The 13568-nt window shown below is 64.2% G+C and carries 10 protein-coding genes; 3 read left to right on the forward strand and 7 right to left on the reverse strand.

The features are described 5' to 3' along the window. Positions 1–29: 29 nt before the first annotated feature. The 7 genes from HH212_RS09465 to dnaA all read right to left on the reverse strand — a co-directional run bounded on the left by HH212_RS09465 (position 30) and on the right by dnaA (position 12206). Positions 30–1202, reverse strand: coding sequence for a DUF3322 domain-containing protein (locus HH212_RS09465; RefSeq protein WP_170202255.1), 1173 nt, complete (start codon positions 1200–1202; stop codon positions 30–32). Next, positions 1186–4548 (reverse strand): ATP-binding protein, encoded by a 3363-nt coding sequence (locus HH212_RS09470; protein ID WP_170202256.1) that lies wholly within the window; start codon positions 4546–4548, stop codon positions 1186–1188. Before HH212_RS09470 ends, HH212_RS09465 begins: the two co-directional genes overlap by 17 nt. Next, positions 4545–5243 (reverse strand): DUF4194 domain-containing protein, encoded by a 699-nt coding sequence (locus HH212_RS09475; RefSeq protein ID WP_170202257.1) that lies wholly within the window; start codon positions 5241–5243, stop codon positions 4545–4547. Before HH212_RS09475 ends, HH212_RS09470 begins: the two co-directional genes overlap by 4 nt. Continuing rightward, positions 5209–6690 carry a DUF3375 domain-containing protein gene (locus tag HH212_RS09480; RefSeq protein ID WP_170202258.1) on the reverse strand — a complete coding sequence of 494 codons (1482 nt, stop codon included), beginning with the start codon at positions 6688–6690 and terminating at the stop codon, positions 5209–5211. Before HH212_RS09480 ends, HH212_RS09475 begins: the two co-directional genes overlap by 35 nt. 110 nt (positions 6691–6800) lie before the next feature. Then, on the reverse strand, positions 6801–9305 hold the full coding sequence (gyrB, locus tag HH212_RS09485; RefSeq protein WP_170202259.1) for a DNA topoisomerase (ATP-hydrolyzing) subunit B: 2505 nt from the start codon (positions 9303–9305) through the stop codon (positions 6801–6803). 164 nt (positions 9306–9469) lie between these two features. After that, positions 9470–10576: a DNA polymerase III subunit beta gene (dnaN, locus tag HH212_RS09490; protein WP_170202260.1), complete on the reverse strand. Its 1107-nt coding sequence runs from the start codon at positions 10574–10576 to the stop codon at positions 9470–9472. A gap of 190 nt (positions 10577–10766) precedes the next feature. Next, a complete protein-coding gene (dnaA, locus tag HH212_RS09495; protein WP_170202261.1) occupies positions 10767–12206 on the reverse strand; it encodes a chromosomal replication initiator protein DnaA in 1440 nt (479 codons plus the stop codon). Positions 12207–12639: 433 nt separating this feature from the next. On the opposite strand from dnaA, the gene rpmH reads away from it, so the two are divergent. Genes rpmH through yidD form a run of 3 tightly spaced genes read left to right on the forward strand, consistent with a single transcriptional unit; the run spans position 12640 to position 13560 of the window. Next, positions 12640–12774: a 50S ribosomal protein L34 gene (gene rpmH / locus HH212_RS09500; protein WP_010401996.1), complete on the forward strand. Its 135-nt coding sequence runs from the start codon at positions 12640–12642 to the stop codon at positions 12772–12774. A 31-nt stretch (positions 12775–12805) separates the two neighbouring features. Continuing rightward, on the forward strand, positions 12806–13246 hold the full coding sequence (gene rnpA, locus HH212_RS09505) for a ribonuclease P protein component (protein ID WP_170202262.1): 441 nt from the start codon (positions 12806–12808) through the stop codon (positions 13244–13246). Next, positions 13243–13560 (forward strand): membrane protein insertion efficiency factor YidD, encoded by a 318-nt coding sequence (yidD, locus tag HH212_RS09510; RefSeq protein ID WP_170202263.1) that lies wholly within the window; start codon positions 13243–13245, stop codon positions 13558–13560. Before rnpA ends, yidD begins: the two co-directional genes overlap by 4 nt. Positions 13561–13568: the final 8 nt, after the last annotated feature.

Raw genomic sequence — 13568 nt, forward strand, 5'->3', positions numbered from 1 at the left:
CGTGTCGATGATCGGACGGGACTCGACACTCATGGAACCTGTGCGTGAATGCGTAACAGCGCATCCCATGCTGTCGTCCATCCAATGCGCTCCTGTTCCAGGCGTACGGACGGACCCAGCGCATGGCCCTTGAGGGCCTGGTACAGTGCCCGTTCCAGCGGCAGAAGATGCGATGGATCCTGCGCAGCATGCTGGCTGGTTTCCTGCGTCCAGAACGCCCGATGCGCCAGCAGGGTGGCTTCGTCCATGAGAACCGAGCGCACCGCAGGCAAATGCGACCGTAATCTGCCCAGGATCGCCAATCCATGGGTGTCGATGTCACCCCAATAGATGCAGTCGGCGTCGCGTACCCAAGGCAGGCCCGCAAGCACGTCGACGCCATAGCCCAGTCCCATGAAGGCGACGGTATCGGGCAGGTCGCCCAGGGCCAATCCTGTCTGCAGGTTTTCGACCACGACGACGTGCCTGGGCGCGATCGTCAGTCGCGCCAGTTCATCTGCCGGCACGGCCATGTCGCCGATGCCGCCCAGGCGGGCGCGCAGTGCCGGATCGAGGACGCGCATCCGCACCAGCGAAGACGGGCGCCGCAAGCCGCACAGCGCATGAAAGTCTTCGGTGTCGTCCGGCCGGGCGAGGATGTGGCCGAGCAGTTCCGCCAGCACCCCCTTGCGTGCCTCCACCCATTTGGTGTCCAGCCCGGGGATCGGGAGCTGGCGCAGATACAGGTTGGAATCGGGGTGCCGCTCGATCCAGGCGAGGGTGGCGACCAGCCGGTCGACATCGGCGTCCGTGTAGGTGGCAAGGGCGGCGAACAGGCGGCCCAAGCGCCGCTTCAGCACCGGCCAGCGCTGCTCCAGCAGAGCCTGGCGGCGGGCGGCGCGTTCCCAGCGCTCGCCCTCGCCGAGCCAATCGGCGACCTGGCGCGGGCTGTCGAGGCGCAGCAGTTCGGGCAAGCGTTGCGTGCCCAGCGTGCGCCAGCGTCGCTGCGTCCATTGCAGTTCGCCGGCGCCATGCCAGCCTTGCCAGGCAGCGACCCAGGCGCGGGTCGCATCCAGGCGCGCGATCGCCGCCTGCTCGCTGGGGATGCCCAGGGCAATGTCCAGCGGCCAGGCGGCATCGCCTGCCAGGTCGGCCAGCCAGTCGCGGTGGCGGCTGTCGAAACGGCGCCGCAACCAGTCGCGCACGTCATCCGGCAGTTTCAAGCAGGTCTCCCGTCTGCAGCCGGTCGCTCAGTTTCAAGCGCTGGCGTTCATCGTCGTACTCGATCAGCAAGACGCTCGATGCCTTGCGTTCACGGATATCGACGAAGCATGCACCGCCGATGAAGGGTTCCAGCGTCATCACCGATTTGAGCGGCGTGGCGACGATCATCTGGAACCCGAAATTGGCGAAGATGTTCATGGCCAGCGCGGTGAACTCGTTGTCCGCCTTGTCGAAGGCTTCGTCGAGCACCACCGGCGCATAGCGTGGAACGCCGTTGTCGCTGCCGCCGAGCTGGTAGCGCAAGGCGGCGGCCAGCACCGTCGTCGCCAGCTTCTGGCGCTGGCCGCCGGACAACCCGGCACCGCTCTGATGCACCTGCACTTCCTGGCCGGCCTCGTCGAACTCCTTGCCGATGAATTCCACGTGCTGGCGCACGTCCAGTACCGCGTCGCGCCAGCGCCGATGTTCCGGCTCCTGCGAGGCGAGGCGGTTCACCAGGCGGCGCAGGTCGATGAAGCGGGTCTCGGCGAATGCGCGATCGTCGATCCAGGCATGGCTCAGCACACCGACGATGTCCTGTTTGAACTGGCGGACTTCCGGTAGCTGGCGGTCCTTGGGCTGGATGTACAGGTAAGTGCGCTGCTGCTCGCTGCTGTTGAAGGGCACCTGGCGCAGGCTTTCGTTGACCAGGTCCATGCGCGCCAGGATCGCCTTGCGCGCATCGTTCAGGTAACTCGACAGGGCTGCCAGGTTCTGGTGGCTCTGGTTCTTCAGCAGATCGAAGAAGCGCTGCTCGTGCGCAGGCAAGCCGTCCGACTCCAGGCGCGCCAGCTTGCGGAAGAAATCCGTTGCCGCGGCCATGCGCGGATCCAGGCCCTCGGTATCGGCACGCCAGGTGTTGACGAAGATGGCGAACTGCGCTTCCACGTATTTTTCGCTTTGCGCCAGTTCGGTATCGATCGCCCGCAGCTCGTCTTGCAGGGTTTTGCCGACCGCGCGGTCGGCATTGTCCACTTCCTTGAGGCGCACGCGTTCGCTCCATGCCGCATAGCGCCCATCCAGGCCGGCCTGCTGGTGCGGCGTCAGCGGCACGATGCCGGGGTCCTGCTGCAGCGCGGCCAGCTGGGCTTGCTGTTCGGCGCACAGTTTTTGCTGCGCACGCTGCTCCACCAGTTCTTCGTTGAGCGCCGTGCGCGCTCCCTGCACCAGCTCGTCCTGCTGGCGCAGGCGCTCGTCGATGCGCTGGAGGTCGGTGTTGCCGTTGCGGAGCGCGTCGAGCTGGCGCTGGATGACGGCGATGCGTTCGGCCGACGGCAGCACGTCGACTTCCTGCCATTGCAGGTTGACCAGGGTCTGGCATTGCAGCAGCCGGCCGGCCTGCGCCAGGCGCTGGCCGCGCAAGCCGGCCAGTTGCGTACGCAGCTGCTCTTCCTGCTGCTGCAGTTGCCTCGCTTCCTGTTCGTACAAGGCCAGCTTCTCGCGGTTGTCGAAACCGAGCACCCAGTGCTGGCGCGCGTCGACGTTGCTGCGGTCGTCCTTTTCGTGGCGTGCGCGGTTGTGCTTGATCTGCCCCTCGCGCGTCAGTGCGCGTTCATGCGCCGCACGGAAGGCACGCAGCGAATCGACGCAATCGTAGTCGAAGCGCTGCCGCAATTCGATTTGCAGCCACCCGCCCAGGCCGCCTTCCTTCACCTGCAGCTTGAGCACCAGCGACTGCGCCTGCAGCGGCCGCGCCGGCTGCTCGGCGCGCACGGTGCGGTAGTACACCAGCTTGCGTCCGAGATCGGTCTGGTTGACGTGGCTGGACACGGCAGCGTACTGGTCTTCATGCACCAGGATCGACAAGGCAAAGCCGTGCAGCACGCGTTCGATGGCGCCGCGCCATGCCGCTTCGCCCGGTTTCACCTCGATCAGTTCGCCCACGAAGGGGAGTGCCGCTTCCGCCACGCCGACCGCGTCGGCGATCTCGCGCCGCAGCGCCAGCATGGGCGCCGGAATGTTCGACGGTTGGCGGCGCAGGGAGAGCACTTCGCGGTCGATGCCGGCGCGGCGCCCGGCGACGGCGGTCAACTCGCGGTCCAGTGCCAGGATGGCGTCCTGCTGGCGATCCTCGTTTTGCCAGTCGTCGATCTCCTGGCGCGCCATGCCGATCAGCTCGGCGAATCCCTGCGGATTCGGGCGGAAATCCCAGCCCAGCGTCTTGCAGGCATCGATGGCCTGGGTGCGCTTGCGCATACGCTCGTCGCGCTGGGTTTCCAGTGTCTGCCGTTCCTTCTCGAAGAACTCGATCTGTTCTCCGCCCGCTTCGCGGCGCTGGCGTTGCAGGTCGGCCAAGGCGGCGCTGCGGTTGGCGAGCACGTCCTGGTGGCGCCGGACGTTGCCGGCCATGCCTTCCAGGGCGATGCCGAGCGCGTCGATGTGCTCGGCCAGTAGCGTCATGCGCAAGCGCTCGCGGTAGCTGTGCATGCCTGCCACCAGCTCCTGCAGGGCGCTGTGCTGTGCCGCCAGCGTTTCCATCTTTTGGTGGCGGCTGCGTGCCGGCGCCAGTACCTGCACCTGTTCGCGCGCGGTGACCACCGCCTGGTGGGCGGCGTTCAACGCGCCGAATTCATTCACCAGGCGGTCCGCCACCTCGAAGGTTTCCGGCTTGTCCAGCATGAAGTCGCGCAAGAAGGCATTCAGGTCGCCGACGTTCTTGGCCGATTGCGTCTTGTGCAGCAGGCGCAGGGCCATCTCGCTGTCGATGCCGAGCAGGCGGCAAAAGCGCTCGCGGTACGGCAGGAATTCGTCGCGCGCGAATGCATCCGGCAGCGCCTGCTTCAGCTTGCGCACGTCGAAGTTGGTGCCGGCGAAATCCTGCAGTTCGCGCAGGTCGAAATCGCGTTCGAGCACGAGGAAATAGGGTTTGACGTCGCGGTTGGCGTTGGCGTTGCCGCGTACCCAGAACAGCTGCACCAGCGCCACCTGCTGTCCCAGGCCGTTCGCGTACTGCAGGGCCAACGCCGTCCAGGTGGTGCCGCTGCGCAGGTAGCGCACTGCGGATTCGCCGGAAGCGGCGTCGGTCTGGGCGGTCCAGGCGCCGCGCACGTAGCTGACCAGGCTGCGGTCGCGGCCGGCGCGCGTCGCTTCGCGCGCCGCCGCGTTGAAGTCGAGCCAGCGCGGCGGCACCAGCAGCGCCGACAAGGCATCGAGCAGGGTTGACTTGCCGGCGCCCGAGCGTCCGACGATCAGGAAACCGCGTTCGCTGACAGGGATGTCATGCAGTCCGCCGAAGGTGCCCCAGTTGAACACTTGCAGGCGGGTCATGCGGAACTGTTGGGCGCTGCCCGGCATCGGCGTGTTCATGTGTCGTCCTCGTCGTCGACAGGCTGGCGCGCCAGGTCCGGCAGTTCGCCGGCCGCCATGCGTTCGTACAGCGCGGTCAGGGAAATGATTTCCTCGGCCGAAAACAGCAGCTTGAGCGTCGGCGCAATCTCGAAGCGGTCGTCGCTGGCGCGCAGCTTTTGCAGGATGTTGTGCTTCTTGAGCTTTTCGATGGACGCATTCACGCGCTTGCCGAACCCGGCCTTGTCGGTGCTGGCGGCGCGTTCGTACAGCATCAGGTTCTCGAGCACTTCATCGCGCGCGATCACGGCGCGCTCGCCGTGCGAATCGGCCTGGGTCAGGCGCTGGCGCAGGAACAGCAGCAGCACCGAATCGATGAACGTCAGTTGCGCGCGCCGCAGCAGGATCGGGATGTCCAGCTCTTCCGCCGCCACCTGGCTGGTAAACGCCACTTGCAGGTCGCGGTCCAGCACCAGTTCGAGAAACAGTTCGGCGAGGCGGCGGCGGACGACTTGCTCGTCGCGCAGCAGGACCGGCCACAGGCGCGGATGACGGCGGCCCTCCAGCGATGGGCCGGACAGCAATTGCACCAGCACACGCCGGGTATCGAGCGGCAATTCGCCGGTATCGTTGACGAACAGCGCGCCGGCCGGCAGGTCTTCACCGACGGCAGCGGACGTGTCAGGCGCGCCCTGGATCGACTCGGGCAGGGTCATGCTGCTGATTCCTCAAAAAATAGATGAGCGGGATGCGCGCCTGGCGCACGACATCGTCGCCGCCGGTCCAGGCGATGGTTTCGTGGCGTTCTCCCACGATGCCATGGCGCGCGCCCAATGCAAGCAGGCCCAGCACGCTGCCGAGGCCCTGGCTGGCTGGAAAGGCCAGCAAGACCTCGCCGATCGATGCTTGAGAATGCGTTTCCAGCACGCTGTCTACATCGGCTTGGAGCGAACGGAAATCGATCTCGGATTGTGCCACCAGTTCGCCGATCATCGCCAGGTCGAGCGGCGCGGCCTCGCCTTCGGCCATCGTCCCCGGCAGCGCCTGCAGGGCGGGATCGTGCAAGACCCATTGCGACAGCGAGGCCAGCTTGCTGCTGGTGAGCGGCAGCGTGTATTCCAGCATCTCGGTCACCTTGACTTCGTCCTTCAGGGCCAGGGCGGCGCGTTGCGCCTTGCGCAGCAGCTGCGTCAAGCGGCGTTGCTCCATGAATTCGCGGCTCTGCACGAAGTGCTTCAGGCTGCGCGCGAACGATTGCAGCACGTCGTGCACCATGCCGCCCTGGTCGAGCAGGGTGCGCGTCAGGCGCAGCAAGAAGCGGCGTTCGGCCGCGTCCAGCGCAGACACGTACTCGCGCGACATCAGCTGGTCCAGTGCATCGTCGAGCGACGCCGACTGGACCGGATCGGTGAGCAGGCGCCAGAACGCGGCAAACGTGCGGCCGGCATCGCTTTCGGAAATCACGTCGATGCCGGCGAACAGCGCATCGAGCACCTCGCCGCGGCTGCCGTCGTTGTCCATGATGCGTTCGCGCAGGTCGCGGTTCAGCTGCTCGAACTGGTCGCGCACGCGCCGGAAATCGCTGGCCAGGCTGTCCGCCAGCGCGATGATTTCGCGGGTACGCTCGAGGGCCGCAGTTTCGGACAGCAACTGGGCCGTACCGCGTTCGATGGCAGCGATGTCGCGCTCGATCCGTTCCTGTTCGGCACGCAGGCGCGCGATGCGCCGGTCCTTGTCGGCGTCGGTATCGTCCGCCAGCTTGGCGAGTGCGCCGATCACCAAGCTCAGCCGGCTTTCGGTGGCGGCGTTGTGCGGACGCGTCAGGCCGGCCACGTAACGGATCGCATCGACCGTGGACGTGGCGAGTTCGTATTCCTCTTCCTTGGAACCGGGTGGAAAGCGGCGTTCCAGGTAACCCTCGCCGAGCCAGCGCGCCACGTACAGTTGGGCGGTTTGCGGCCAGTCCTCGCCGCGATTGCGCAACTGTTCGAGATCGCGTTCGATCCGCTCATGCAGGATGGAGGCGGGCAGGCTGCGCTCGTCCTCGTACAGGTGGGTCTGCAGCAACGCCAGCACGGTCGGTCCCGTATCCGCGGCCAGCAAGCGCCACAGGGGCTGGGTGCGCAGTTGGCGGTAGATGGCGAGGGGTTTGTCGGCTTTCATTGGGAGTGGCGGTGGAGGGCGTGATTGTAGCGTAGGCAGGGCGGATGGCTTGGCCACAATAAAAAGCCAGCCTCACGGGCTGGCCTTGGTTTACCTCAGAGATGGGCCGATCAAACGTCGATATTCCCCGCCTGCAGCGCATTCGACTCGATGAAATTCCTTCTCGGTTCCACCTCATCCCCCATCAGCGTGGTAAAGATCTGGTCCGCCGCAATCGCATCCTCGATCTGCACCTTCAGCAAGCGACGCACCGTCGGATCCATCGTGGTCTCCCACAACTGCTCCGGATTCATCTCGCCCAGCCCTTTGTAGCGCTGCTTGGACACGCCGCGCTCTGCCTCCTCGCGCAGCCAGTTCATGGCCCCGTGGAAGTCGCGCACCGCAAATTCCTTCATGCGCTCGCCCTCGCCACGGCGCACCAGGGCGCCGTCGCCCATCAGGCCCTGGAAGGTCGCCGCCGAGTTCGCCAGCGTGGCGTAGTCGGCGCCGGCCACGAAGTCGGCATCGATCGAGGTCACCTGCACGTTGCCGTGGTGGATGCGCTCGATGCGCAGCGCGTGCTTGTCGGACAGTTCGTCCGAACGTACACCCACCTTCACGCTGGCGTCGCCGATGGCCTCGGCCAGCGCGCGCGCCGATTGCTCGGCAGCGTCCTGGGTCGACAAATCGAGCGTCACGCCGGTCATGATGGCGGACAGGGCGGCGCGGTCGATCACGCGGCTCAGGCGCATCATGATGGCGTTGGCCAGGTTGTACTGCTGCACCAGCGCGCCCAGGGCGTCGCCGCTGATCGCCTCGGCGCCTTCCTGCGGCACCAGCGCGGCGGTGTTCAGCGCGAAGCGCATCATGTAGGCGGCTTCCTCGACGTCATCCTTGAGGTAGCGCTCGTCGCGCCCGGCCTTCACCTTGTACAGCGGCGGCTGGGCGATATAGATGTGGCCGCGCTCGACCAGCTGCGGCATCTGGCGGTAGAACAGCGTCAGCAGCAGGGTGCGGATGTGGGCGCCGTCGACGTCGGCGTCGGTCATGATGATGATGCGGTGGTAGCGCAGCTTGTCGACGTTGAACTCGTCCGGGCCGATCGAGGTGCCGAGCGTGGCGATCAGCGTCGTGATCTGTTCCGACGACAGCATCTTTTCGAAGCGCGCCTTTTCCACGTTCAGCACCTTGCCGCGCAGCGGCAGGATCGCCTGGAACTTGCGGTCGCGGCCCTGCTTGGCGGAACCGCCCGCCGAGTCGCCCTCGACGATGTACAGCTCGGCCAGCGCCGGGTCGCGTTCCTGGCAGTCGGCCAGTTTCGAGGACAGGCCGAGGCCGTCCATGATGCCCTTGCGGCGCGTCAGGTCGCGCGCCTTGCGCGCGGCTTCGCGCGCGCGCGCGGCTTCGACGATCTTGCCGCAGATGATTTTCGCATCGTTCGGCTTTTCGTTGAGGAAGTCGGTGAGCGTCTTGGCCACGATTTCCTCGACCGGACCGCGCACTTCCGACGACACGAGTTTGTCTTTGGTCTGCGACGAGAATTTCGGTTCCGGCACTTTCACGGACAGCACGCAAGTGAGACCTTCGCGCATGTCGTCGCCCGAGATCTCGACCTTGGCCTTCTTGGCGAAGTCGTTCTCGTCGATGTACTTGTTGATCACGCGCGTCATCGCCGCGCGCAGGCCGGTCAGGTGGGTGCCGCCGTCGCGCTGCGGGATGTTGTTGGTGAAGCACAGCACCTGCTCGTTGTAGGCGTCGTTCCACTGCATCGACACGTCCACCGATACATTCGTGCCGTTTTCCGATACACGGTCGCCCGTGGCCTGGAACACGGTCGGGTGCAGCACGGTCTTGGCCTTGTTGATGTACTCGACGAAGCCGCGCGTGCCGCCCTCGAAGGCGAACACTTCTTCCTTGCCGGTGCGCTGGTCGGACAGCTTGATGTTGACGCCGTTGTTCAGGAACGAGAGTTCGCGGATGCGCTTGCTCAAGATCTCGTAGTGGAACTCGACCGTCGTGAAGATGGTTTCGTCGGCCCAGAAGTGCACGTCGGTGCCGCGCTTGTCGGTGTCGCCGAGGATCTTCATCGGCGACACTTCCACGCCGTCGACGACTTCGATGATGCGTTCCAGCGGCACGCCGCGCGAGAATTCCAGCTGGTGGGTCTTGCCGTTCTGGCGCACGGTCACGCGCAGCAGCTTCGACAGCGCGTTCACGCACGACACGCCGACGCCGTGCAGGCCGCCGGACACTTTATAGGCGTTCTGGTTGAACTTGCCGCCGGCGTGCAGTTCGGTCAGGGCGATCTCGGTGGCCGAGCGCTTCGGCTCGTGCTTGTCGTCCATCTTGATGCCGGTCGGGATGCCGCGGCCGTTGTCGGTGATCGAAATCGAATTGTCGGAGTGGATCGTGACATGGATTTCGGAGCAGAAGCCGGCCAGGGCTTCGTCGATCGAATTGTCCAGCACCTCGAACACCAGGTGGTGCAGGCCGGTGCCGTCCGACGTGTCGCCGATGTACATGCCCGGACGCTTGCGTACGGCCTCCAGGCCTTCGAGGATCTGAATCGACGCGGCGCCGTACTCTTCCGCCTTGGCAGGGGAGGTTTCCAAAACTGCTTGAGTGTTCTCGGACATGACTGCTTTCTCAAAAAACGGGTAAGGGAACCTCGAAACGGCTGCGCTTCCCAGCCGAAACTGCTGCCGCTCGCGACGGTTTTTCGGGGTCCCTTCAATCAGACCGCGGACTGGGCGTCCGCGGTCCCGGCCAACAAAACGATATGGGGTCGTTCCAGCCTTGTTTAAATCCGCATCGGCATGACGACATACTTGAAGTCGCCATTTTCCGGAATCGACATCAGCGCCGACGAATTCGAATCGCCCAGCGAGATGTTCACCTGGTCGCACTTCAGGTTGTTCAGCACGTCCAGCAGGTACGTCACGTTGAAACCGATGTCCAGCGAATCGCCGCCGTAGTCGATTTCCAGCTCTTCGACCGCTTCTTCCTGGTCGGCGTTGGTCGAGCTGATCTTCATCGAGCCCGGCGAGATCATGCAGCGCACGCCCTTGAACTTGTCGCTGGTCATGATCGCGGCGCGTTGCAGCGAACGCAGCAGCGCTTCGCGGCTGATCGTGAAATCGTTCTTGTAACCCTTCGGGATCACACGGGTGTAATCCGGGAATTTGCCCTCGACCAGCTTCGAGACCAGTTCGATGTCGGCGAAGGTCAGTTTTACCTGGGAAGCGGCGATGTCCAGCTGTACCGGGTCGTCGCTTTCTTCCAGCAAGCGCTGCAGTTCGATGATGGTCTTGCGCGGGATGATGACTTCCTGGCGCTCGAACTGCTGCTCGGTCGCCACCTGGGCAAAGGCCAGGCGGTGGCCGTCGGTGGCGACCGCGATCACGTTGTTGCCGTCCAATACCAGCAGCAGGCCGTTCAGGTAATAGCGGATGTCTTGCTGCGCCATCGCGAAGTGCACCATGTTGAACAGGTGCTTCAGCGTCTTTTGCGGCAGGGTCACCGAGGCGTTGTGGGTGTCGGCCACCGACACGGTCGGGAACTCTTCCGCGGCGAGGGTCTGCAGCGCGAAACGCGACTTGCCGCTCTGCACGGTCAGGCGCTTGTTCAGCAGGGTCATCGTCACGTCGCCGGATTCCGGCAGCGCGCGCAAGATGTCCAGCAATTTACGTGCGGCGACGGTGGTGCCGGTCACGTCGGCGCCCGAGCCGATGTCGGCATGCGTGGTGATCTGCACTTCGGTGTCGGTGGACAGGAAGGACACGTTGGCGCCGTCCTTGCGGATGAGGATATTGGCCAGAATCGGCATGGTGTGCCGACGCTCGACAATACCGCTCACGATCTGCAGTGGCCGCAATAGCGTATCTCGGTTGGATTTGACCAGTTGCATAAATATCCTCGGTAGTGGGTTTTACAAATACAGATGCATTGCGACAGATATTCTTTGCGCAATATTTTGCCAGAAATCAGCAAGAAAACATCATCCCCTGTGAAGCAAAAAACGCTGTCTTTTCAAGCTTCTATATGGGGACATTGCCTCGCTTTTCATCGGGCTGGCCCGGCAAACCTGCTGCGCGCCTTCAGCCTTTCAAGGTCTGTTCCAGCACGTGCAGCTCGTGGTTGCACTCGGCATTCTTGGTACGGTCCTGGGCGATCTTGCGCACCGCGTGCAGCACGGTCGTGTGGTCGCGGCCGCCGAACAGTTCGCCGATTTCCGGCAGGCTCTTCTGGGTCAACTCTTTTGCCAGGTACATGGCGATCTGGCGCGGGCGGGCGATATTCGCCGGACGGCGCTTCGAATACATGTCCGCCACCTTGATGTTGAAGAAGTCGGCGACGGTTTTCTGGATGTTTTCGACCGAGATCTGGCGGTTCTGCACCGACAGTAGATCCTTCAGCGCTTCCTTGACCACGTCGATGGTGATGTCCTTGCCGTGGAAACGGGAGTACGCCAGGATCTTGCGCAGCGCGCCTTCCAGCTCGCGCACGTTCGAGCGCAGGTGCTTGGCCACGAAGAAGGCGACGTCGTCCGACAAGGTCACGTCTTCGGATTCCGCCTTCTTCATCAGGATCGCCACGCGCATCTCCAGTTCCGGCGGCTCGATCGCCACCGTCAGGCCGGAATCGAAGCGCGAGATCAGGCGGTCGTCCATGCCGGTGATCTCTTTCGGATAGGTGTCCGACGTGATGATGATCTGCTTCTTGGCCGCGATCAGCGCTTCAAATGCATAGAAGAATTCTTCCTGCGTGCGGCTCTTGCCCCCAAAAAACTGGATATCGTCGATCAGCAGCATGTCCAGCGAGTGGTAGTAATGCTTGAAGTCGTCGAAACCTTTTCGCTGGTATGCGGTCACCACGTCGCGCACGTACTGTTCCGCGTGGATGTAGCGGATGCGCGCGCCCGGCTGGTCGGCCATCACCTGGTTGCCGATCGCATGGATCAAGTGGGTTTTACCCAAGCCCACGCCGCCGTAGAAGAACAGCGGGTTGTACGACACGCCCGGGTTGTTGGCGACCTGGATGGCGGCGGCGCGCGCCAGCTGGTTGGCCTTGCCGGTAACGAAGTTCTCGAACGTCAGGTCCGGATTCACGCGGCTCTGCTCGCGGCGCGGATTGTTGGCGATGACATTGTCCGGCGTGACCACCGGCATGTCTGGTACGGTCTTGTCGGCCGCGGCATTCACGCCCACGGCGCCCATGGCGGCGTGCGCCGGGCCATTCGACGGCATGGCGATCGCCGACGGGGCAGGGGCGGCCGCCGGCTTCGGTACATTGTTCTTGGACGCATCGAGGATGAACTGCACGTCGACCGGGCGTTCCCAATACTGCGAAGCCAGCTCGGTGATGCGGCTGGCAAATTGTGTCTTGACCCAATCGAGCTTGAAACGATTGGGCGCGGCCATGCGCAGCTTGCCGTCCTCGTAGTCGACGGCGACCAGCGGTTTGATCCACGCCGTATATTGCTGCGGCGTCAGCTCCAGTTCCAGCTGTGCGGAACAGGTCTGCCAGAAGTTTTCCATACATCGACTTAGTTGAGCGTAACACGCTATTTTACCTGTCTTCTCGCAAGTTATCCACAGGCGCCACGCGTTTTTTCCACCGAATTTCAACAGGCCGGCACCGGCGCGCAACCGTTTGCGCGACTTTTCAACAGGCAAATTATCGGGATCGGCGTTGCATCTCATGGCCACAGGACGCAACAGCTTTCTTGACAGCCAACCGCGAAATGAGGTCTAATCCAAGGTTCTCCGCCAGCACACGTTGTCAGATTGACATCCTGCCCGCTGGCGAACAAGCTCTGCTGTGGCGTGACGCTGGCTTAACAACTGCGAAATGTCATTGGCGTAATGCTGACTTCAACGACAGAATTTCGACCGGTTCGGCGGGGTTCTTGCGAGCTTATTGAAGCCCAGCCCCGATTTTGCATATTAATTTGCTTTAAGCGAGACCACCATGAAACGTACTTACCAACCTTCCGTCGTCCGTCGCAAGCGTACGCACGGCTTCCGCGCTCGTATGGCTACCCGTGGTGGCCGTGACGTCCTGAACGCTCGCCGCGCCAAGGGCCGCAAGCGCCTGGCTGTCTAAGCCGGGTCTGCACCACTCGCCGCGGTCAACCATGACAGGCGAAGGTTCGCACGACTTCGCGCGCGTTCGGCGTATCGTAAAAACGGATGAGTTTTCATCCGTTTTTCGTTTGCGGCCAGCGTATAAATCCGCGCATTTCGTGCTGTACACCCGACCGAATGCCCTGCCTCATGCGCGGCTGGGCGTCGTCGCGGCCAAGCGCTTCGCGCCGCGCGCGGTAACGCGCAACACCATCAAGCGCATCACGCGCGAACTGTTCCGCACCATGCCGCTGCCGGCGTTCGACTGCATCGTGCGCCTGGCGCGCCCGGTCAACACGAAGCAGGGGCCGGCCACCGGCGCCGCCCTGCGCAAGCTGCTGCATGCCGAGCTGGCGCGCCTGTTCGCGTCGCAGGCGCCGCGTCCGCGCAAGCCGGCCGGCGCCCGCGCATCGCCGGCGCCCGGGGCGCAAGCGGAATCCACGCCATCATGAACCGGCTGCTCGTCTGGCTGTTGCGCGGTTACCAGTTACTGGTGTCTCCGATGCTCGGACAGAACTGCCGTTTCTATCCGACCTGCTCCAACTACGCGATCGAAGCGGTCGAGGTGCACGGCGCCGCCCGAGGCGGCTGGCTGGCCGTGCGCCGCGTGTGCCGCTGCCATCCGTGGAACGCGGGCGGCGTCGACCCGGTGCCGCGCCACGGCGCGCCAATGGAGCAGGGCGTCCCGGCGGACGATGGCACTGCCGCGCCCGCTGCCGGACACGCGCATTCATCACCCACCGCTTGCGCCTGCAAGCACTCCTGACTAAGACC

The sequence above is a fragment of the Massilia forsythiae genome (assembly GCF_012849555.1).
Lineage (GTDB): Bacteria > Pseudomonadota > Gammaproteobacteria > Burkholderiales > Burkholderiaceae_D > Telluria > Telluria forsythiae.

Excerpts from the sequence above, each read along its gene's own strand:
- rpmH (WP_010401996.1), top strand. The coding sequence starts at position 12,640 with ATGAAACGTACTTACCAACCTTCCGTCGTCCGTCGCAAGCGTACGCAC.
- HH212_RS09470 (WP_170202256.1), bottom strand. The coding sequence starts at position 4,548 with ATGAACACGCCGATGCCGGGCAGCGCCCAACAGTTCCGCATGACCCGC.
- dnaN (WP_170202260.1), bottom strand. The coding sequence starts at position 10,576 with ATGCAACTGGTCAAATCCAACCGAGATACGCTATTGCGGCCACTGCAG.
- HH212_RS09480 (WP_170202258.1), bottom strand. The coding sequence starts at position 6,690 with ATGAAAGCCGACAAACCCCTCGCCATCTACCGCCAACTGCGCACCCAG.
- rnpA (WP_170202262.1), top strand. The coding sequence starts at position 12,806 with ATGACAGGCGAAGGTTCGCACGACTTCGCGCGCGTTCGGCGTATCGTA.
- yidD (WP_170202263.1), top strand. The coding sequence starts at position 13,243 with ATGAACCGGCTGCTCGTCTGGCTGTTGCGCGGTTACCAGTTACTGGTG.
- gyrB (WP_170202259.1), bottom strand. The coding sequence starts at position 9,305 with ATGTCCGAGAACACTCAAGCAGTTTTGGAAACCTCCCCTGCCAAGGCG.
- dnaA (WP_170202261.1), bottom strand. The coding sequence starts at position 12,206 with ATGGAAAACTTCTGGCAGACCTGTTCCGCACAGCTGGAACTGGAGCTG.
- HH212_RS09475 (WP_170202257.1), bottom strand. The coding sequence starts at position 5,243 with ATGACCCTGCCCGAGTCGATCCAGGGCGCGCCTGACACGTCCGCTGCC.